Origin of the sequence: Micromonospora sp. NPDC047740, assembly GCF_043204735.1 — a bacterium.
Taxonomy (GTDB): Bacteria; Actinomycetota; Actinomycetes; order Mycobacteriales; family Micromonosporaceae; genus Micromonospora.
The window spans coordinates 427,609-447,810 of sequence record NZ_JBIDCT010000003.1; the positions used below are offsets into that span (position 1 = coordinate 427,609).

16 protein-coding genes are annotated in these 20,202 nt (G+C 73.2%); 10 read left to right on the plus strand and 6 right to left on the minus strand.

Translation table 11 applies throughout. The features are described 5' to 3' along the window. Positions 1–94: 94 nt before the first annotated feature. Both ppc and ACGF4F_RS09025 read right to left on the minus strand, forming a co-directional pair. On the minus strand, positions 95–2,881 hold the full coding sequence (ppc, locus tag ACGF4F_RS09020) for a phosphoenolpyruvate carboxylase (protein WP_393076020.1): 2,787 nt from the start codon (positions 2,879–2,881) through the stop codon (positions 95–97). Between the two features lie 123 nt (positions 2,882–3,004). After that, the gene (locus tag ACGF4F_RS09025; protein ID WP_357437798.1) at positions 3,005–4,060 is read right to left on the minus strand and encodes a hypothetical protein; all 1,056 of its coding nucleotides are present in this window, start codon (positions 4,058–4,060) and stop codon (positions 3,005–3,007) included. Positions 4,061–4,200: 140 nt separating this feature from the next. Here ACGF4F_RS09025 and ACGF4F_RS09030 point away from each other — a divergent pair, with 140 nt between their 5' ends. Together ACGF4F_RS09030 and ACGF4F_RS09035 are read left to right on the plus strand one after the other, a co-directional pair. Further along, positions 4,201–5,241, plus strand: coding sequence for a S66 peptidase family protein (locus ACGF4F_RS09030; RefSeq protein WP_357437801.1), 1,041 nt, complete (start codon positions 4,201–4,203; stop codon positions 5,239–5,241). Positions 5,242–5,533: 292 nt separating this feature from the next. Continuing rightward, positions 5,534–5,809, plus strand: a complete 276-nt coding sequence (locus ACGF4F_RS09035; RefSeq protein ID WP_357437804.1) for a hypothetical protein — start codon at positions 5,534–5,536, stop codon at positions 5,807–5,809. Positions 5,810–5,815: 6 nt separating this feature from the next. Here the strand turns inward: ACGF4F_RS09035 and ACGF4F_RS09040 are convergent, their stop codons facing one another. Next, positions 5,816–6,040, minus strand: coding sequence for a winged helix-turn-helix domain-containing protein (locus tag ACGF4F_RS09040; RefSeq protein WP_357437807.1), 225 nt, complete (start codon positions 6,038–6,040; stop codon positions 5,816–5,818). Between the two features lie 631 nt (positions 6,041–6,671). Continuing rightward, positions 6,672–7,586, minus strand: a complete 915-nt coding sequence (locus ACGF4F_RS09045; protein WP_357437809.1) for a cyclase family protein — start codon at positions 7,584–7,586, stop codon at positions 6,672–6,674. Between the two features lie 401 nt (positions 7,587–7,987). Between ACGF4F_RS09045 and mfd the strand changes: the two genes are divergently transcribed. From mfd to ACGF4F_RS09065, 4 genes are all read left to right on the plus strand, one after another. Continuing rightward, positions 7,988–11,632 carry a transcription-repair coupling factor gene (gene mfd, locus ACGF4F_RS09050; RefSeq protein ID WP_393076025.1) on the plus strand — a complete coding sequence of 1,215 codons (3,645 nt, stop codon included), beginning with the start codon at positions 7,988–7,990 and terminating at the stop codon, positions 11,630–11,632. A gap of 101 nt (positions 11,633–11,733) precedes the next feature. Continuing rightward, complete coding sequence (locus ACGF4F_RS09055; protein WP_357437816.1) at positions 11,734–12,498, plus strand: hypothetical protein; 765 nt, start codon at positions 11,734–11,736, stop codon at positions 12,496–12,498. A gap of 2 nt (positions 12,499–12,500) precedes the next feature. Continuing rightward, entirely contained in the window at positions 12,501–13,487 is a 987-nt protein-coding gene (locus ACGF4F_RS09060; protein WP_393076028.1) for a nucleoside triphosphate pyrophosphohydrolase, read from the plus strand. 89 nt (positions 13,488–13,576) lie between these two features. Beyond that, positions 13,577–15,196 carry a DUF885 domain-containing protein gene (locus ACGF4F_RS09065; protein ID WP_393076031.1) on the plus strand — a complete coding sequence of 540 codons (1,620 nt, stop codon included), beginning with the start codon at positions 13,577–13,579 and terminating at the stop codon, positions 15,194–15,196. An 18-nt stretch (positions 15,197–15,214) separates the two neighbouring features. Here ACGF4F_RS09065 and ACGF4F_RS09070 read toward each other — a convergent pair whose 3' ends face one another. Further along, complete coding sequence (locus ACGF4F_RS09070; RefSeq protein ID WP_393076034.1) at positions 15,215–16,123, minus strand: NAD(+) diphosphatase; 909 nt, start codon at positions 16,121–16,123, stop codon at positions 15,215–15,217. Positions 16,124–16,176: 53 nt separating this feature from the next. Next, on the minus strand, positions 16,177–16,872 hold the full coding sequence (locus tag ACGF4F_RS09075; RefSeq protein WP_393076037.1) for a hypothetical protein: 696 nt from the start codon (positions 16,870–16,872) through the stop codon (positions 16,177–16,179). Positions 16,873–17,104: 232 nt separating this feature from the next. On the opposite strand from ACGF4F_RS09075, the gene eno reads away from it, so the two are divergent. The 4 genes from eno to ACGF4F_RS09095 are packed head-to-tail and all read left to right on the plus strand — an operon-like array spanning position 17,105 to position 20,148. Then, positions 17,105–18,388 carry a phosphopyruvate hydratase gene (eno, locus tag ACGF4F_RS09080; protein ID WP_357437828.1) on the plus strand — a complete coding sequence of 428 codons (1,284 nt, stop codon included), beginning with the start codon at positions 17,105–17,107 and terminating at the stop codon, positions 18,386–18,388. Positions 18,389–18,417: 29 nt separating this feature from the next. Further along, positions 18,418–19,053, plus strand: a complete 636-nt coding sequence (locus ACGF4F_RS09085) for a septum formation initiator family protein (protein WP_393076040.1) — start codon at positions 18,418–18,420, stop codon at positions 19,051–19,053. 23 nt (positions 19,054–19,076) lie between these two features. After that, positions 19,077–19,634, plus strand: coding sequence for a DUF501 domain-containing protein (locus tag ACGF4F_RS09090; RefSeq protein ID WP_393076043.1), 558 nt, complete (start codon positions 19,077–19,079; stop codon positions 19,632–19,634). A gap of 1 nt (position 19,635) precedes the next feature. After that, positions 19,636–20,148, plus strand: a complete 513-nt coding sequence (locus ACGF4F_RS09095) for an amino-acid N-acetyltransferase (RefSeq protein WP_357437834.1) — start codon at positions 19,636–19,638, stop codon at positions 20,146–20,148. Positions 20,149–20,202: the final 54 nt, after the last annotated feature.

The window sequence follows — 20,202 nt, forward strand, 5'->3', positions numbered from 1 at the left end:
ACCGGCCCCGCCACCCCGGCGATCTGGCGCGGCGGCGAGCACCGGTCCCGCCGCCTCGCCGATCTGGCGCGGCGGTGAGTGGCGGGGCCGGCCGTCAGCCGGTGTTGCGCATGCCGGCGGCGATGCCGTTGACCGTGGTGAGCAGCGCCCGCTCCAGCGCCGTACCGTCGTTGGGGGCCCGGCGGCCGCCGGGCGCGGTCGCCACCGCGCGGCCCGCCGCGCCGGAATCCCGGTACTGGCGCAGCAGCGCCACCTGGAGGTGGTGCAGCGGCTCCAGGTAGGTGTCCCGCACCGCCAGGGTCCGCTGGAGGACGGGCGAGTTGTCCAGCAGGGCCGGCGAGGCGGTGACCGCCAGCACCTCCTGCTTGGTCAGCTCGTACTCCTGCTCGATCTTGTCGAAGATCGGGTGCAGCTTCTTCGGGACCAGGGTCTCCACGTAGCGGCGGGCGATGGTGAGGTCGGTCTTGGTCAGCATCATCTCCACGTTCGACAGGAACGTGCGGAAGAAGTGCCAGTTCCGGTGCATCTCGGCGAGCACGTCGTCCAGGCCGGCGGCGCGCGCGGCGGCCAGCCCGGACCCGACGCCGAACCAGCCGGGGACGATCTGCCGGGTCTGGGTCCAGCCGAACACCCACGGGATGGCCCGCAGGCCGGCCAGGCCGGCACCGGTGTTCGGCCGCTTCGCCGGCCGGGAGCCGATGTTCAACTGGCCCAGCAGCTCGGTCGGGGTGGAGGCCCAGAAGTACGCGGGCAGGTCCGGGTCCTCGACCAGGGACCGGTACGACCGGAACGCCGCCTCGGAGACCACGTCCATGGTGGCGTCCCAGCGTTCCAGCATCTCGGCCGGCTGCCGGGGCGCGGTGTGCAGCAGCGTCGCCTGGAGCACCGCGGCCACGGTCAGCTCCAGGTTCTCCCGGGCCAGGGCGGGCAGCGTGTACTTGTCGGAGATGACCTCGCCCTGCTCGGTCACCTTGATCGCGCCGTCGAGCGTGCCGTACGGCTGGGCCAGGATGGCGTCGTGGGTGGGGCCGCCGCCCCGGCCGACCGTGCCGCCCCGGCCGTGGAAGAGCCGCAGGTGTACGCCGTGCCGGGCGGCCACGTCGCGCAGCGCGCGCTGGGCCCGGTGGATGGACCACTGGCTGGTGGTGATGCCGGCCTCCTTGTTGGAGTCGGAGTAGCCCAGCATCACCTCCTGCACGTCGCCCCGGGCCGCGACGAGCGCCCGGTACGCCGGCAGCGACAGCAGCTCGTCCAGCAGTTCGCCGCCGGCGTTCAGCTCGCCCGGGGTCTCCAGCAGCGGCACGAAGCCGATCCGGGCCCGGCCGCTGTGCACGTCGATCAGGCCGGCCTCGCGGGCCAGCACCACCGCGGCGAGCACGTCGTCCACGCCGAGGGTCATCGAGATGATGTACGACTCGATCACCTCGGTGCCGAACCGGTCCTGGGCCTCGCGGATCGCCCCGAACACGTCGAATGTCTTCCGCGCGGTCTCGGTGAGCGGCGTGTCCAGGGTGGAGAGCGGCCGGCGGCCGGTCAGCTCGTCGGCGAGCAGCTTGGTGCGCTCCAGCCGGCTCAGCGACGGGTAGTCGGACACCTCGCCGACCGCCCCGTAGAGCTGGGCCAGGACGGCGTGGTGCGCCTCGGCGTGCTCGCGGACGTCCATGGTCGCCAGGTGCAGCCCGAACGCGGAGACCGTACGGATCGTCGAGGCGAGCCGGCCCACGGCGGTGAGCTGCCCGGAGTTGCGGGCCAGCGAGGCACGCAGCAACTCCAGGTCGGTGATCAGCTCGGCGGACCCGCGGTAGTCCCGCCCCGGCACGTGCGGGGTGCCGTTGCGCAGCCGCTCCCGGGTGTTGGTCAGCTTCGCCTTCACGCACCGCGCCTTGAGGCGGTAGGGCTCCTCGGCGTTGACCCGGCGGAACCGGGGCGCCACCTCGGGCAGCGCGTCCAGATCAGCGGCGAGGCTGGCGGAGAGGTCGAGGGAGACCGCGCGCAGCCGGCGGGAGACGGAGACCTCGCTGATGAGCTCGTCCATCGCCTTCTCGGTGGCCTCGATGCCGTGCTCGTGCTGGATCTGCAGCACCTCGCGGGTGACCGTCGGGGTGACGAAGGGGTTGCCGTCCCGGTCGCCGCCGATCCAGGTGCCGAAGGTCAGCGGGCGGGCGGTCGGTGACGTCTCCACGCCCAGGGTGCGGAGCGTATCGGCGAGGTCGTCGAGGACCTGCGGGGCGGCCTCGGCGTGCAGATCACGCAGGTAGTAGATGGCGTTGCGGGCCTCGTCGGTCGGGTCGGGCCGGTCCAGCCGCAGCTCGTCGGTCTGCCACATCAGGTCCAGCAGTTCGGCCAGGCGCCGGTTGGCCGGGCCCTCGTCGCTGGCCCCGTAGAGGATGGCGTTGGCGGTCTCGGCGTCCAACTCGTCGGCGATGGCGCGCAGCTTGGACAGGATCGACCGGCGGGCCGCCTCGGTCGGGTGGGCGGTGAAGACCGGGCGTACCGCCAGCCGGCGGGCCACCGAGGCGATCTCCTCGGCCGGGACCCCGCGCTCGGCGATCATCTTGGCCGCCTGGTCCAGCCAGCCGCCGTGCATGGCCCGGCGCCGGCGCAGGTCGCGGGCCCGGTGCACCTGCTCGGTGATGTTGGCCAGGTGGAAGTAGGTGGAGAAGGCGCGGGCCAGCTTCGTGCCGGTGGTGACGTCGAGGCCGGCGAGGCGCTGCGCGGCGGCGGGGGCGTCGGAGCGGACCTGGGCGCGGATCTCCTCGACCAGGTCGAGCAGCGGCCGGCCCTCCTGGCGGGCGAGGGTCTGCCCGAGCAGGGTGCCGAGGCGGCGGATGTCGGCCCGGAGAGCGGCGTCGGGCCCGTCGTGGTCGTGCTGGTCGGTCACGGTGCGCTCCTTACGCGAGTACGAAGGACAGCGCTGTCCGACTCCCTGGATCGTATCCGTGTGCGCCCCGGTGTCAGGAGGGGGACGGGGTGATGATCTGCACTCCGGGACGGATCGACGGGCTCAGCCATCGGTGGCCGGTCTCCCGGGTGCGGCCGGGCGGGCCCGCGCGGCGCGGACGGCGCGCCGGTGCGCCCGGAAGATGGTCGCGGTGACCAGCCCGAGGATCCCGAGCAGGACCCAGAGCGCCAGCCCCACCAGCGGCCAGCGCCCGGCCCGCCAGTCGAAGTAGACCGCCGACTTGAGCAGGTCGGTGGCCAGCCCGGTGACGTTCCACCGGTGCATCCCGCGCAGGAAGGTCGGCAGGAACTCCGGGGCGTAGATGCCGCCCGAGCCAGGATTGCCGAGCACCACCAGCAGTAGGATCACCAGGCCGGTACCGAGCAGTCCCAGCCACCCCTGCACCGCCGCGGCGACCATGCCGGCGGCGAACACGGTGAGCGCGCCGACCAGGAAGACCGCCAGGACCTGGTGGGCCCAGATGCCCATCACCGGCCCGACCAGCACCGCGCCGATGATGCCGAGCAGCACGGAGTGCACCGCGAGGGTGGCGATCCGCAGGCCGGCGCGGCGCAGGCTGCGGGGCGCGGTGCCGAGCGAGATACCCAGGGCGGTGGACGCCAGGTAGCCGCCGAGCACCAGGCCGACCGCGAGGTAGAACGGCACCAGCCCACGCGGGTCGTCGGCGGAGACGGGCACCTCGTCGGTGACCTGGAGCGGCAGGTTGGCCTGCCCGGCGGCCTGGGTGAGCACCTTGCTGACCAGGTCGGTGGCGGTGGGCGCGCCGGCGCTGGCGGTGGACAGGGTCAGGCCACCACCCGGGTCGGTGTGCAGCACCGCGTAGACCTCGCGGGACCGCAGCGCGTCGAGGGCCCGGTCCTGGTCGTCGTACTGGACGGGTTTGATGGTGTCGGTCCGGCTGCGGACGGCGGCCAGCACCGCTTGGGCGCGCTGGTCGCTGCGGGCCACCCCGACCGGCACGTCGCGTGGGGTCGGCTTGTGCAGCGCTCCGACGTACGCCGCGATGAACGCGGTGGCCAGGGCGAGCGTGCCGACCAGCAGCGCCGCCGCGCGCGGCAGCCAGTCGCGTACCGGAAGCTCCGGCCCCTGATCGCCCACGTGGCCAGCCTAGGGCGGCGCTTCGCCCGGGTTGTGCGGTTTGGCCGCCCTGTCCGGCGGCCCTGGGGGCGACGGCGTGCCGCCGCCGGCCGGACGGACGCCCGGACAACCCGCTGGCCCCGGCCGATAGCGTCGGGGGCATGACGTCGTTGCGATACCCCGCCAAGCCGAAGCCGGGCGACCGGGTCGCCGTGGTCTCCCCGTCCGCCGGGCTGCCGGGCCTCTTCCCCCACGTGTACGAGCTGGGGCTGCGCCGGCTGCGCGAGGAGTTCGGGCTGGAGCCGGTGGAGTATCCGACGACCCGGCAGCTGGGCGCCGACCCGCGAGACCGGGCGCGGGACCTGACCGCCGCCTTCGCCGACCCGACGATCACCGCCGTGCTCGCCACCGTCGGCGGGGACGATCTGATCACCGTCACGCCCCACCTGGACGACGCGGTGCTGCGGGCCAACCCGAAGCCGTACTACGGCTACTCGGACAACACCAACGTCCTCAACCACCTCTACCGGCTGGGGATGGTGGCCTACCACGGCGGATCCGTCCTGGTGCACCTCGGCCGGCCGGGCAAGCCGCACCCGCTGACCTTCGACTCGCTGCGCGCCGCCCTGTTCACCTCCGGCTGGTACGAGCTGATCCCGGCCGCCGAGTGGGGCGACCAGCCGAACGACTGGCGGGACCCGTCCACCCTGGCGTACGAGCCGGTGATGTTCCCCGGCGCCGGGTGGCGCTGGCAAGGGCCGGCGACCGTCGTGCAGGGCCGCACCTGGGGCGGCAACCTGGAGATCCTGCACTGGCTGCTGGCCATCGACCGGGTCGGTGCGGTGGCGGACCACGCGGGTGAGGTGCTGATCATCGAGACGTCGGAGGAGTTGCCCTCGGCCACCGAGGTGTTCCGGATCCTGCGCAACATGGGCGAGCGGGGGCTGCTCGCAGGCTTTCCGGCGGTGCTGGTGGGCCGCGCCAAGGCGTGGGAGTTCGACAAGCCGCACACGGTGGAGCAGCGGCGGGAGTGGGGCGAGGCGCAGCGGGAGGCGATTACCCGGGCGCTGGCGGACTACGCCGAGGATCCGGTGGTGGTCTTCGACGTCGATCTCGGGCACACCGATCCGCAGCTGATCATCCCGTACGGCGGGGAGGTCCGGATCGACGCGGTCGAGCACCGCATCTCGGTGCGCTACTGATGGGCAACTCCTGGGCGTATCCCGTCCTGCGAACCGGTGACGTGGGACGGGCGCTGGACAGCGTCGGGCGGCTGCTGGACCTCGTCGACCTGCCGAGCACCGAGGTGGAGATATGGGCGCGAACTGGGCGGCACTCGGGTCTGCCGCGCGACCTCGACGCGTACGACCACCTGCTGGACGCCGACGGCGAGGACTTCATGTTCGTGGACCAGTCCAGCCAGCGGGAGACTGGCCCGCAAGATCCTGCCGACCACCGGTCGATGTCACAGTGGAGGCGCGCGGGCTGGGCCCCATGGAGGGGCGGTTTGAAGAGACCATCAGGGTTGACCAGGGGTACGTGCTGTGGCAGCCCGGATGCTGGCCGGAGGTGCCCAGCCTCGGCCTAGGTCGGGAGTTCAAGTACGCGCACGTGCAGTTGGTCTTCAACGCCTCAGATATCTGGGCCACCGAGCCGTCCGCGGGGCACAGCGTCTTCGTGCACGTCCGCCACCGAGAGTTGGAGCGCGCGGAGTGGTTGGCGCGGCAGGCAGGGCTGAGCGTGATTGGCCCCGGTGGACTGGGTCGCTGATCCGGGCTACCGAGAGGCCGGATGGCGGACGAAGACGCCCTCACCCTGCCGGCCTTCGATCAGCCCCTCCGCTTTGAGGATGAGCAGCGCGGTCCGGACCGAGCCGTAGGAGACGCCGTACATCTCGATCAGCCCTTGGGTCGTGGGTAGCTGATCGCCGGATTTGAGTTTGCCGGTGCGGATCTGATCGCGGATGGCGGACGCCACCTGCTCGTACTTGGGTGTGCTCACGGTGTCTCCCTGGCTCGCAAGGCCAAGTAGATCACCAGAAATCGACAGCGTCTATAACGTCGACACTGTCGACAATGTCGATTAGCAGCTATAGACTCGGCTCGCTTGCCCTGGCTCGCAACCGGGTGGGCATCACATGTAGGGCGGCCCGGGGTGGAGGTGGCACTCCGCTCCCCGGGCCTTGACCGGGAAGGACCCCGGCCCGTGAGTAACCTACCGAACTCCGTCCATCCGCCTTGGTGCCTGCGCGGCCCTGACTGTGCTGGCGGTAACGACCTACACCTGTCTCGCCTCGTCGGCACGGCGGTCCGCGGCGACGAAGTGATCCAGATGCGACTCGGCCTCTGGCGAATGGAGGTCGGCCCCACACCGTCTGGCGGGCTGTTGCTTGAACTCTCCGCAGGTTCTGAGGTCGAACGCTGGCCGATCGACCTGGCTCAGTCCCGGGCGCTGGCCCATCTCTCCGGACGCCTGCTCCGCCGGCTCCTTCCGACCGCGTCCCGGGTCGCCTAGCCTTCACGCTGGCGAAATCCACTCCATGTCGGCGACGTGGCGGTATCCGTGTGCGGTGGATACCGCCACGTGGGCGATCTCGTGTGGATCTTGACTCGGCCCGCGGACGCGGGCGAGGTCAGGCGTCGACGATGGCGAAGGCGCGGACCGGGAAGGTGCCCATGCCGGCCACCCGCGGCGGCGTGGCGGTGAACCGGAACCCCTCCGGAGGCAGGGCCGCCAGGCCGGTCAGGTGCTCCACGATCGGGATGCCGGCGGCGAGCAGGGCGCTGTGCGCGGGGCGCTCGCCGGCCGCCGCCGGGGTCATGTCGTCGATGTTGATCGAGTCGATGCCGACCAGGGTCGCGCCCGCGTCGACCAGCCAGTCGGCACCGTCCCGGGTCAGGTAGGGCGCGTCGGGGCCGGCGTAGCGGTCGGTGCCGAAGTGCGTGTCCCATCCGGTGTGCAGCAGCACCGCCCGCCCCGCCACGTCGTACGGGGCCAGCATCAGCCGGTCCACGGACCGGGTGCCGGGCGGTACCCGGACCACGATCCCGGGCAGGTCGGCGAGGCGGTCGAGCGGGGTTCCGGCCAGGTCGGCCCCGTCCGCCCAACGGTGGGCGGGCGTGTCGAGGTAGGTGCCGGTGTTGGCGATCATGTCGATCCGGGCGACGTGGAACTCGACGCCCGGGGCGTAGTTCGCCCGGGACGCCTCCCGGGTGAGCCAGTCGGTGATCTGCGGTGCCGGCCAGCCGGGCAGGGTGATCATCCCGTCGGTGATCACGTGGCTCAGCTCGACAAGTCGCCGGCTGCCGTCGCCGGCCGGAACGGCGACCGCCCGGCCGCCCTTGTGCGGTTCCTCGACCACCGTCCTGTTGGTGATCCGCACCTCGCCCACCATGAGCAGGCCGAGGTGCCGGACGAGGAGCGAGCCCAGCGTCGCGTCGTCTATCTCCGGGCCGGGGACGTCCAACCGGAACCCCTCGGTCCGCAACCCGCCGCCGTTGGCGAAGACGACCTCCGCGTCGAAGATCGCCCGGTACTCAGCTGCCATGCCGCCACCGCACCACGCCATCCTGCCCGTGGTCAAGATCCTTCCCGGGCACCCGCCAGCACCGCCCCCGCCACGGGAGCGCCCCTATTTCCGGGAACTAGTGCGGATCTTGGGCTCCGCGGTGCGGGGGTGCGCGGGCCCCGGGGCGCAGATCTTGAGCGGGGCCGGGTGGGCGTGCGGATCTTGGGCTGCGTGGTGCGGGGGTGCGCGTGCCCGGGACGCGGACCTTGGGCGGGGCGGGTGGGCGTGGGACCTTGGGACGCGGGCGCGGGCGCGGGCGGGGTGCGGGGACGGCTGGGGCCCGGAATGTCCGGGGAGGGGGATAGTCTCGAACGGTGCACCCCCCGTCCGGCTGGACGCGGGGTCGTCGTCGTGCGTCGACCTCCTGGAAGTGATCACAGATGCTCACCGGACTCTTCTCCGCCGCCCTGGCCGACCCGGGGCTGGCCCGGGCGCGTGACCTGGCGCGCTCCGGTGCCGCGCAGGTCGACGGCCTCGACCTCACCGCCCCGGCCGCGCTGCGTCCGTTCGCGGTGGCGGCCGTCGCCGCGGACGAGCCGGTGGGCGGCGCCGGGCGGCCGGTGCTCGCCGTCACCGCCACCACGCGGGAGGCCGAGGACCTGGCGTCCGCGCTGGGCAGCCTGCTGCCGCCGGAGCAGGTGGCGATCTTCCCGTCCTGGGAGACGCTGCCACACGAGCGGCTCTCGCCCCGCTCCGACACTGTCGGGCGGCGGTTGGCCGTGCTGCGCCGGCTGGCGCACCCCGAGTCGGCCGACGCGCACGGGCGGACGGGCCCGCTGCGGGTGGTGGTGGCGCCCGTCCGGTCGCTGCTGCAGCCGCAGCTCAAGGGGCTCGGCGACCTGGAGCCGGTGCAGCTGACCGCCGGTGACGAGGCGGACCTGGAGGAGGTCGCCCGCCGGCTCACCGACATGGCGTACGCCCGGGTCGACCTGGTGACCAAGCGGGGCGAGTTCGCCGTCCGGGGCGGCATTCTGGACGTCTTCCCGCCCACCGGCGAGCACCCGTCCCGGGTCGAGTTCTGGGGCGACGAGGTCGAGGAGATTCGCACCTTCGCGGTCGCCGACCAGCGGACCATCGAGCAGGTCCCGCAGCTCTGGGCGCCGCCGTGCCGGGAGCTGCTGCTCACCCCGGCGGTGCGCCAGCGGGCCGCCGCGCTGGCCGAGGAGCACCCCGAGCTGGCCGAGATCCTCGACAAGCTGGCCGAGGGCATCCCGGTCGAGGGGATGGAGTCGCTCGCCCCGGCGCTGATCGGCGCCGGCTCGATGGAGCTGCTGCTGGACTGCATGCCGGCCGGCACCCACGTGCTGCTCTGCGACCCGGAGCGGATCCGCACCCGGGCGCACGACCTGGTGCGTACCTCCGATGAGTTCCTCCAGGCGAGCTGGGCCGCGGCCGCCGTCGGGGGGCAGGCCCCGGTCGACCTCGGCGCCGCCGCCTTCCGGACCCTGGCCGACGTACGCACGGCCGCCCGCGCCCTGCGCCAGCCCTGGTGGACCCTCGCGCCGTTCGGGCTGGTGGAGGCGGAGGCCGCGCCAGCCCGGCAGCCCTGGGAGGACGAGCCCACCGAGGTCGACGTGACTCCCGACGACGCGATCGCGGTGATCCTGGCCGCCCAGCCGGCGCCGCTCTACCACGGCGAGACCGCCCGGGTGGTCGACGACCTCAAGCGCTGGGCCGGCGAAGGCTGGTCGATCGCGCTGGTCTTCGAGGGGCACGGCCCCGCCCAGCGGGCCGTCGAGGTGCTCCGCGACGCCGGGCTCGGCGCCCGGCTCACCGAGGAGGTGCCCGCCGCGCCCGCTCCCGGTGAGGTGCTGGTCTCCTGCGGCTGCCTGACCGCCGGCTTCGTCGACGAGGCGTCCCGGTTCGTGCTGCTCACCGGCAACGACGTGACCGGCGGCCGGGGCGCCTCCACCCGGGACATGCGCAAACTGCCCAGCCGACGGCGCAACACGATCGACCCGCTGGAGCTCAAGGCCGGCGACCACGTGGTGCACGAGCAGCACGGCATCGGCCGGTACGTGGAGCTGGTGCAGCGCACGGTCAACGGCGCCTCCCGGGAATACCTGGTCATCGAGTACGCCCCGAGCAAGCGGGGCCAGCCGGGCGACCGGCTCTTCGTCCCCACCGACCAGCTCGACCAGCTCTCCCGGTACGTCGGCGGCGAGCAGCCCACCCTGCACAAGATGGGCGGCTCGGACTGGCAGAAGTCGAAGGCGCGCGCCCGCAAGGCGGTCCGCGAGATCGCCGCCCAGCTCATCCAGCTCTACGCCGCCCGCAAGGCGTCCAAGGGGCACGCGTTCGGCACCGACACCCCGTGGCAGCGGGAACTGGAGGACGCCTTCCCCTGGCAGGAGACGCCGGACCAGCTCGCGGCGATCGAGGAGGTCAAGCGGGACATGGAGCAGACGGTCCCGATGGACCGCCTGATCTGCGGCGACGTCGGGTACGGCAAGACCGAGATCGCGGTCCGCGCGGCGTTCAAGGCGGTGCAGGACGGCAAGCAGGTGGCCGTGCTGGTGCCCACCACCCTGCTCGTGCAGCAGCACTACAACACGTTCGCCGAGCGGATGAGCCAGTTCCCGATCACCATCCGGCAGCTGTCCCGGTTCCAGACGCCGAAGGAGGCCGAGCAGACCCTGGCGATGGTTGCCGACGGCACCGCCGACATCGTCATCGGCACCCACCGGCTGCTCCAGGCGGCCACCCGGTTCAAGCAGCTCGGCCTGGTCATCATCGACGAGGAGCAGCGCTTCGGCGTCGAGCACAAGGAGCACCTGAAGACCCTGCGCGCCTCGGTCGACGTGCTGGCCATGTCGGCCACCCCGATCCCGCGCACGCTGGAGATGGCGATCACCGGCATCCGGGAGATGTCCACCATCGCCACCCCACCGGAGGAGCGGCACCCGGTGCTCACCGCCGTCGGGGCGTACGACGAGCGGCAGGTGGCCGCCGCTGTGCACCGCGAGCTGCTCCGCGACGGTCAGGTGTTCTACCTGCACAACCGGGTCGAGTCGATCGAGCGGGCGGCCCGCCGGATCCGCGAGCTGGTGCCCGAGGCCCGGGTCGCGGTGGCGCACGGGCAGATGAGCGAGGAAGCGCTCGAGAAGGTGATGGTCGGCTTCTGGGAGAAGGAGTTCGACGTCCTGGTCTGCACCACGATCGTGGAGTCCGGCATCGACATCCCGAACGCCAACACGCTGATCGTGGAGCGTGCCGACCTGCTCGGCCTGGCCCAGCTGCACCAGATCCGGGGCCGGGTCGGCCGCGGTCGGGAACGGGCGTACGCGTACTTCCTCTACCCCGCGGACCGGCCGCTGACCGAGAACGCGCACGAGCGGCTGGCCACCATCGCCCAGCACACCGAGCTGGGCGCCGGCATGTACGTGGCGATGAAGGACCTGGAGATCCGGGGCGCCGGCAACCTGCTCGGCGGCGAGCAGTCCGGCCACATCGAGGGCGTCGGCTTCGACCTGTACGTCCGGATGGTCGGCGAGGCGGTCTCCGCCTTCAAGGGCGAGCACGCGGAGGAGGAGACCGAGGTCAAGGTGGACCTGCCGGTCGACGCGCACCTGCCGCACGACTACGTCGGGGTGGAGCGGCTGCGCCTGGAGATGTACCGCAAGCTCGCCGAGGCCCGCGACGAGGAGCGGCTGCGCGAGGTGGTTGCCGAGATGACCGACCGCTACGGCGAGCCGCCCGCGCCGGTGCAGAACCTGGTCGCGGTGGCCCGGTTCCGGCTGCTGGCCCGGCAGTACGGCCTGGCCGACGTCTCGATGCAGGGCAAGCACATCCGGTTCAGCCCACTGCCGCTGCCCGACTCGAAGCAGCTGCGGCTCAAGCGCTACCACCCGGATTCGGTCTACAAGCAGGCGCTCGACCAGGTCAGCGTGCCCCGGCCGAGCACCCGCCGGGTCGGCGGCGAGCCGCTGCGCGACCAGGCGCTGCTGGAGTGGTGCGCTCAGCTTCTCAGGGACGTGCTGGGCGAGCCGGTCGCGGCGCAGCCGGCCGCAGCGGCGGCCCGGTGAGCGCGGCGGGCGGGGGACAGCCGGTCGGAGCGGCGGCGCGGTGAGCCCCGGCGGGGTGGGCGGCGTCACAGCTGCGTGGCGGGCATGAGAGAGTGGCCGTCATGCGTGCTCGCCGTCTTGTCGCCGCCGCCAGTGTGGCGGTGGGTCTCGTCGCCCTCGCCGGTTGCCGTTCCGAGCCGGGAGTCGCCGCCTACGTCGGTGACCACCGCATTACCGAGGATGCGGTGACCCGCCTGCTCGACGAGTTGCGGGCCGAGGCGCCCACGCCGAGCGCGGAGCCGAGCGCCGGCCCGGAGCAGGCCGCGCCGGCCGAGGTGCGGATGCCGTCCCGCACCCAGGTGGTCAGCAACCTGGTGCTGCTCGACGTGTGCCAGCGGCTCGCCGACGACAAGGGCTACCAGCCGCCGCAGCAGCCGGTCACCGCGAGCCAGATCGCCCCGCAGCTCGGCGTCCCCGCCGACACCGCGTACGCCGAGCGCGTGGCCGACCTGACCAACTGCATGAACAGCCTGCCCGTCCCCGAACCGGTCGCGCCGACCGAGCAGGACCTCGCCGAGGTGGTCGCCGCCGGCAAGGCGGCCGGGGTGATCCCGGCCGAGGTGACGGTCCAGCAGGCCGCCGCCCAGCTCGACGGCGACCAGCTGCGCGGGGCGCTGGGCAGCAAGAAGGTGCTGGCCGACGCGATCACCGGGTACGAGGTCAGTGTCAGCCCCCGGTACCGCCCGCTGGAGATCCCGCTGCTCAGCTTCGCCGCCGGGCAGGCCGCGGTGAGCGTGCCGCTGGGCGAGCCCGGTTCCGACTCGGTGACCGACGTCTCCAAGCCCGAGCCGGCGGTCACCGAGTCGACCGGCACGGTCGCACCCTGAGCATGCCCGCCCGGATCGTCCTGCTGGTCACCTCGCCCCGGCTGCCGGCCGGTCTGCTGACCGCGTCCGCCTGGGACGTCGTACGCTCCGCGCCGGTGCTGGCCGGCGTGGAGAGCGAGCTGACCAGGGCGGTCGGGGCGGCGGGCGCCGAGGTCACGGTCGTGACCGAGGGCGCCACCCAGGCTCTGCTCGAGGCGGTGGCGGAGCACGGCACCGCGGTCTGGCTTGCCGGGCCGACCGGCGACGAGGCGCTGGCCCGGGAGCTGGGGCTGCGGCTGGCCCGGGAGCCGGGCCTGGCCGAGCTGGAGCTGATGTACGGGTCCTGGGATCCGCCGGGCGCCCGGCTGCTCGACGCGGTCGAGGTGATGGACCGGCTCGCCTCCCCGGGCGGTGACCCGTGGAAGCGGGCGCAGACCCACCGCAGCCTCGCCGGCTTCCTGCTCGAGGAGTGCTACGAGGCGTACGACGCGATCAGCGCCGACGACACCGACGCGCTCCGCGAGGAGTTGGGCGACGTGCTGCTCCAGGTGCTGCTGCACGCCCGGCTCGCCGAGGAACTGCCGGAGGGGAAGCGCTGGACGGTCGACGACGTGGCCGGCGGCCTGGTCGACAAGATGGTCCGGCGCAACCCGCACGTCTTCTCCGGCGAGCAGGCCGGCTCGATCGAGGAGATCGAGGCGGCCTGGGAACGGATCAAGCGGGCCGAGAAGGCGCGCGCGTCGGTGCTGGACGGCATCGCGCTGAGCCAGCCGGCGCTCGCCCTGGCCGCGAAGATCCTGGACCGGGCCGGCCGGATCGGTCTCGCCGTGCCTCCGCCGCTCGCCGAGTCCCAGGTGGACCCCGAGGCGCGCCTCGGCGCCAGCCTCCTGGCCACGGTCGCCGCCGCGAGACAGGCGGCCATCGACCCCGAGGCCGCTCTCCGCCGCACCACCCTGGCGTACGCCGACGCCGTCCGCGCCGCCGAGTCCGCCCAGCCCGAGTCGAGTTGATCAAGAGGTTTGCGCCGGAGCGAGCGCTCCGACAGACGCAAACCTCTTGATCAACGAGAACGTCGGCGGACATCGGTAGGGTCGTCGGTATGGAAGCGTTTGTGCCGCTGGCGGAGCGGATCGTCGAGGCGTTGCTGGAGAGCCGGCCGGGGCTGGCCACGTCGGCCGGTGACCACCGCTACGACGACCGGCTGCCCGACCTCTCCGCCGACGCCCGAGCCGCCGACCAGGCGATGCTCCGCGACGCGGCCGACGCGCTCTCCGAGCTGGACCCGGACTCGCTGGACGTCGAGGAGCGGGTCGACCACGCGCTGCTCAGCAGCCTGGTCGACCGGGAGCTGTTCGAGGCGACAGAGATCCGCGGGTACGAGTGGGACCCGCTGCGGCACAACCCGGGTCCGCTGCTGCACGCCCTGCTGGCCCGCCCGTTCGCCTCCGCCGAGGAGCGGCTGACCTCGTTGGCCGGGCGGCTCGCGGCCGTACCCGACGCCCTGGCCACCGCGCGCGCGACGCTGCGCGACATGCCGCGGATCCACGCCGAGACGGCGGTCGGTCAGTTCACCGGCACGGCGGCGCTGATCCGCGACGAGCTGCCGGGGTTGCTGGCCGAGGCCCCGGCGATGTACGGCCGGGTGGAGCCGGCGGCCACCGCGGCGATCGCCGCGCTGGAGGAGTTCGTGGCCTGGCTGCGGATGGGCCTCGCCGCCGACGCGGGCCCGGATCGGGACCCGCGGCTGGGCCGACGGCGCTGGGAGGCCCGGCTCTGGCACACCCTCGACACCGAGCTGAGCGCCGCCGAGGTGCAGCGCCGCGCCTGGGACAACCTGGACCGGGTCACCGCGGAGATCCGCGAGGCGGCCGTCGAGCTGGTCGGTGGCCCGGCCGACGACGAGACGGTACGCCGGGCCCTGGACCTGCTCGCCGCCGAGCACCCCGACGACGCCACCATCGTGGACCTGGCCTCGGTCACGCTGGACGAGGCGACCGACTTCGTCCGCGCGCACGACCTGGTCACCCTGGTCAACGACCCGTGTGTGATCCAGGAGATGCCGGAGTTCGCCCGGGGCGTGGCGGTGGCCTACTGCGACTCGCCGGGCCCGCTGGAGACGGCGAACGTGCCGACGTTCTACTGCATCGCGCCCACCCCGGCGGACTGGTCGGCGCAGCGGGTCGAGTCGTTCTACCGCGAATACAACGACCACATGATCCGCAATCTGACCGTGCACGAGGCGATGCCCGGGCACTTCCTCCAGCTCGCCCACGCCCGCCGCTACGCCGGTCCGACCCGCGTCCGGCCGCTCACCGAGTCGGGGGTGTTCGTCGAGGGCTGGGCGGTCTACACCGAGGAGCTGATGACCGGCCTGGGGTTCGGTGGGCTGCCGGTCCGCCTCCAGCAGCTCAAGATGCAGCTCCGGATGACCATCAACGCGCTGCTCGACCAGCTCGTGCACTGCGACGACCTGCCCGAGGCGGAGGCGATGGCGCTGATGACCGGGCGCGGCTTCCAGGAGGAGGGCGAGGCGGCCGGCAAGTGGCGGCGGGCGCTGCTCACCTCCACCCAGCTCTCGACCTACTTCGTCGGCTACAGCGAGCTGGCCGACATCGCCCGCTCCCGCCCGGAGGGGGTGTCGGTCCGCGAGTGGCACGACGCGATGCTCGCGCACGACTGCCCGCCACCGCGGCACCTGCGTACCCTGCTGGGGATCTGACCGGCCGGGCGCGCGGGTTCAGGGCCGAGGGCGAGCGGCGGCCGCGTCGATCAGCCAGCGCGAGAGGGAGTACGCCGGCGGCAGCTCCGCCGGCAGCGCGTCCACCGGGAACCAGCGGGCCTCGGTCAGCTCCTTCGCGTCGACCATCGGCTCGGCGTCCGGGTCGGTCACCGGGGCCGTGAAGCCGGCGAGCAGGGTGCCCGGCCCGGACATCGCCCAGGGCTGGCTGTCGACGTAGGACGGTCGCCCGATGCTGAGCCCGACCTCCTCGCCGACCTCCCGGTGCACGGCCGCCTCCAGCGACTCGCCCGCCTCCACGAAGCCGGCCACCAGCGCCCACAGCTCCGTCGGCCCGTACGCGTGCCGCACCAGCAGCAGCTCGTCGGGGCCGCCGGCCCGCCCGGGACGGGTGATCGCCACGAGCACCGCGACGGAGAGCGGCACGAACACCGTCAGGTCGCAGCCGGGGCAGCGGCGGGCGGTCTCGCCCGGCACGTCGGCCAGTTCCGTCCGGCACGCCCCGCACCACCGGTGCGTACGCCGCCAGGTGATCACGGCGAGGGCCCGCCCGGCCAGGGTGGCCAGCGGTTCCGGCAGTTCGGCGGCAATGCCCCGCCAGCCGCGCCAGCGGCCGGGCAGTGCCTCGGCGTCGGCCACCTCGGCCGCCCAGGCCGGCACGCCGTCCAGCGTCCCCACCGGCACCCAGTCGAGGCCGGTGGGCAGGTCACCGATTCGGAGGAACCCGTCCGGCCCGGCCAGCAGCCGGCATCCGGCCACCGGCAACGCCAGGTCGCCGGGCATCGGGGGTCGGGCGCGGTCGGCGCCCGGGACGAATCCACCCCCGCCCGCCCCGGCCCAGGGGGTCAGCGCGTCGGCGGCGGGTGCCGCGTCGCCGGAAGCCGCAGGGGCGCCGGTCCCGGCCGGCACCTCGGTTCCGACCCGGGATCCGGTCGCGGCAGCGGCTTCTTCGGGCCGCCCGGTCACGAGGTCTCGGGGCGGCGGCGGTCCACCACGCCCGCGCCGGCCGGCACGTCGAAGCTGGCCGCCTCGACGGTGTCGGTGTAACGGCTCAGCGTGATCTCCGCCGGCTTGCCGTCGAGGGCGCCGGTGAAGCTGGCGAGCACCCCCTCGGTGGTGACGCAGGCGGTGAAGCGCTGGCCGGCGCGGGTGACGTCGACGCAGGTGGCGTGGCGGCCGGCCAGGGTGGTGTCGCTCTGCTCGATGGTCGCCTGGGTGTCCAGGGCCGCGTCGGTGAGCAGCCGGATCACTGCTGGCGGGGTGACCTGGCCGTGCTGGCGGGCCTCGGTGTAGACGATCACCGACGGCTTGCCGGCGGTCAGCACCGGGGGCGACACCTCGCAGGAGGTACGCCTGCCGGCGGTCGCGCAGCGGGTCACCGCCTCCTGAGTCACCGTGATCTTGCCGTCCGGCCAGGTGTACGCCGAGCGGAGCGGCTTCACGGTCTGGGCGATCGAGGCGGTGCGGCCGCCCGGGAGTTGGTAGTCGGCCGCCCAGGTCTGCTCCAGGGCCCGGTCCATCCGGGCGGCCAGGTCGTTGACCAGGTCGGCCCGCCCGAGCGCGACCCCGGCGTCGTCGAAGGTCTGACAGCCGGTGACCGTGAGCGACGCGATGATCGAGGCGGCGAGCGCGCGAAGAGTCGTCGAGGCGGCGGGCATGGCGCCCAGCCTTGTCGATCGGGGCAACCTCTCGCAAACCCGTTGCCGGTTGACGCCCGGGATTTCGGGAATGTCCGTCGTGGCGGGACCGCGGGGGCCGTCACTGAGCGTTGCGGCCCGCCGGGCCGCGGCGTGCGTACCTCGGGGGCCCGATACGCTGCGTTCAACACCTGCCTCAGCCGCACCGTCGCGGCCCATACCGGACCGGAACACACATACGAGGAGCGACTCAGTGGCAACCATCGAGGGAATCGTCGCCCGGGAGATCCTGGACTCGCGGGGCAACCCGACGGTCGAGGTCGAGGTCGGGCTCGACGACGGCACGATCGCCCGCGCCGCGGTGCCGTCCGGCGCCTCCACCGGCGCCTTCGAGGCGATCGAGCTGCGCGACGGTGACAAGGACCGCTACCTGGGCAAGGGTGTCGAGAAGGCGGTCACCAACATCGAGGACAAGATCGTCGACGAGCTGATCGGGTACGAGGCCAGCGAGCAGCGGCTGATCGACCAGAAGATGCTCGACCTCGACGGCACCGACAACAAGGCCGAGCTGGGCGCGAACGCGATCCTCGGCGTCTCCCTGGCCGTGGCCAAGGCCGCCGCGGGCAGCGCCGAGCTGAGCCTCTTCCGCTACCTGGGCGGGCCGAACGCGCACCTGCTGCCGGTGCCGATGATGAACATCCTCAACGGCGGCGCGCACGCCGACTCGAACGTGGACATCCAGGAGTTCATGATCGCGCCGATCGGCGCGCCCACCTTCCGCGACGCGTTGCGCTCCGGCGCCGAGGTCTACCACGCGCTGAAGTCGGTGCTGAAGAAGAAGGACCTGTCGACCGGCCTCGGCGACGAGGGCGGCTTCGCCCCGAACCTGCCGACCAACGCCGCCGCGCTGGACCTGATCGCCGAGGCGGTGGAGAAGGCCGGCTACCGGCTCGGCACCGACATCGTCTTCGCCCTCGACGTGGCCGCCACCGAGTTCTTCGACAACGGCACCTACACGTTCGAGGGGGCCAGCAAGACCGCCGAGGAGATGAGCAACTACTACACCAAGCTCGCCGGCGACTACCCGATCGTGTCCATCGAGGACCCGCTGTCCGAGGACGACTGGAGCGGCTGGGCCACCCTGACCGCGGCGCTCGGCGACCGGATCCAGATCGTCGGCGACGACCTCTTCGTCACCAACCCGCAGCGGATCGCCCGGGGCATCACCGAGAAGGCCGCCAACGCGGTGCTGGTGAAGGTCAACCAGATCGGCTCGCTCACCGAGACCCTGGACGCGGTGAACCTGGCCCACCGGGCCGGCTTCGCCTGCATGATGAGCCACCGCTCGGGCGAGACCGAGGACACCACCATCGCCGACCTGGCGGTCGCCACCGGCTGCGGCCAGATCAAGACCGGCGCCCCGGCCCGGTCCGACCGGGTCGCCAAGTACAACCAGCTCCTGCGGATCGAGGAGGAGCTGGCCGACGCGGCGCGGTACGCCGGCGTCGGCGCGTTCCCGCGCTACCGTTCGGCCTGAGCGGAGAGCTCCGGGGGAGGGGTGTGACGATGCAGCAGCGCCGCACACCGGGTGGCCAACGTCCCGCCCGTCGGCCGGGTCAGATCGGCCGGCCGGGCGGTGCCCGGACCCGGTCGTCGGCCCGCGAGGGCGGCGTCCGCGCCGAGCCGCGGGCCGCCGGTCGGTCGTCCGGAGGCGTCCGCGGCACTGATGGCGTACGCTCCGCGAGCCGTCCCGCGGCGGCCCGGCGTACGGCCGCCGGGGGCACCGTCAAGCGGCTCACCGCACCCCAACCCCGGCGCTTCACCGGGCGCGCCACCGTGCTCTTCGCGGTGCTGATCGCGCTCGCCCTGGCGTACACCTATCCGGTCCGGGTCTACCTTGACCAGCAGGCCGACATCGAGCGGATGGAGGCGTCCCAGGTCGACCAGCGGAAGCGGATCGAGGACCTCACCGCTGAGGCGGCCAAGTGGAAGGACCCGGCGTACATCGAGACGCAGGCCCGGGAGCGCTTCTTCATGGGCCGGCCGGGGGAGACCCTGCTGGTGGTGCTCTCCGACCCGGAGGGGGCCGCCCGGGACGCCGGCAAGGGCGCGAAGCCGGGGCCGCCGAAGCAGCCCGACGCCTGGTACGACACCCTGTGGTCCAGCGTGCAGGCGGCCAACGCCGAGCGCCCGGACAACTAGGCACCACCCCGAAAGGCGACACCGTGAGCGTCGTACCACCGCAGGAACCGGCGGCGGATTCCGTACCCCCGGCCGAGCGGCAACCGGCCACCGAGGCCGACCTGGCCGCGGTGGCCGCGCAGCTCGGACGCCCGCCCCGCGGCACCCGGGCGGTGGCCCACCGCTGCCCGTGCGGCCTGCCCGACGTGGTCGAGACGACGCCACGGCTGGCCGACGGCACCCCGTTCCCGACGCTGTTCTACCTGACCTGCCCCCGGGCGACGGCGGCGTGCAGCCGGCTGGAGTCGGCCGGGCTGATGAAGGAGATGGCCGAGCGGCTGGCCGCCGACCCGGAGTTGGCCGCCCGCTACCGGGCCGCGCACGAGGACTACCTGGCCCGCCGGGAGGCGATCGGCCAGGTGCCGGAGATCGCCGGCATCTCGGCCGGCGGCATGCCCGGCCGGGTGAAGTGCCTGCATGTCCACCTCGGGCACGCGCTCGCGGCCGGGCCGGGGGTCAACCCGTTCGGCGACGAGACCCTCGCCCTGGTGGAGCAGTGGTGGGCGGCTGGTCCGTGCGTGGACGTCCCGGCGGCGGAGTGAGATGACGGCCGCCGACGAGATCGTGGTCCGCCGGGCCCGCACCGCAGACATACGCGGCATCCGGCGACTCGTCGACACCTACACCGACGACCGGCGGCTGCTCAGCAAGGCCACCGTCACCCTCTACGAGGACGTGCAGGAGTTCCGGGTGGCGGCCACCCCGGACGGCACGGTGGTCGGCTGCGGCGCCCTGCACGTGATGTGGGAGGACCTGGCCGAGATCCGGACGGTGGCGGTCGACCCGACCTGCCGGGGCCGCAAGATCGGGCACCGGATCGTCGGCGAGCTGATCGACGCCGCCCGGGAGCTGGGGGTGGCCCGGATCTTCGTGCTGACCTTCGAGACCCGGTTCTTCGGTTCGTTCGGCTTCCAGGAGATCGACGGAGCGCCGGTGCCGCAGCCCGTCTACGAGCAACTGCTCCGCTCCTACGACGAGGGCGTGGCCGAGTTCCTCGACCTGGAACGGGTCAAGCCGAACACCCTCGGCAACACCCGCATGCTGCTGCGCCTGTGACGACGGCGTGACCGGTCGGGGCACCGGCTGCCGTAGGGTTGCTGCCGTGACGAC

Excerpts from the sequence above, each read along its gene's own strand:
- ACGF4F_RS09035 (WP_357437804.1), top strand. The coding sequence starts at position 5,534 with ATGGAGGGGCGGTTTGAAGAGACCATCAGGGTTGACCAGGGGTACGTG.
- ACGF4F_RS09030 (WP_357437801.1), top strand. The coding sequence starts at position 4,201 with ATGACGTCGTTGCGATACCCCGCCAAGCCGAAGCCGGGCGACCGGGTC.
- ACGF4F_RS09065 (WP_393076031.1), top strand. The coding sequence starts at position 13,577 with ATGGAAGCGTTTGTGCCGCTGGCGGAGCGGATCGTCGAGGCGTTGCTG.
- mfd (WP_393076025.1), top strand. The coding sequence starts at position 7,988 with ATGCTCACCGGACTCTTCTCCGCCGCCCTGGCCGACCCGGGGCTGGCC.
- ACGF4F_RS09075 (WP_393076037.1), bottom strand. The coding sequence starts at position 16,872 with ATGCCCGCCGCCTCGACGACTCTTCGCGCGCTCGCCGCCTCGATCATC.
- ACGF4F_RS09055 (WP_357437816.1), top strand. The coding sequence starts at position 11,734 with ATGCGTGCTCGCCGTCTTGTCGCCGCCGCCAGTGTGGCGGTGGGTCTC.
- ACGF4F_RS09045 (WP_357437809.1), bottom strand. The coding sequence starts at position 7,586 with ATGGCAGCTGAGTACCGGGCGATCTTCGACGCGGAGGTCGTCTTCGCC.
- ACGF4F_RS09095 (WP_357437834.1), top strand. The coding sequence starts at position 19,636 with ATGACGGCCGCCGACGAGATCGTGGTCCGCCGGGCCCGCACCGCAGAC.
- ACGF4F_RS09085 (WP_393076040.1), top strand. The coding sequence starts at position 18,418 with ATGCAGCAGCGCCGCACACCGGGTGGCCAACGTCCCGCCCGTCGGCCG.
- ACGF4F_RS09060 (WP_393076028.1), top strand. The coding sequence starts at position 12,501 with ATGCCCGCCCGGATCGTCCTGCTGGTCACCTCGCCCCGGCTGCCGGCC.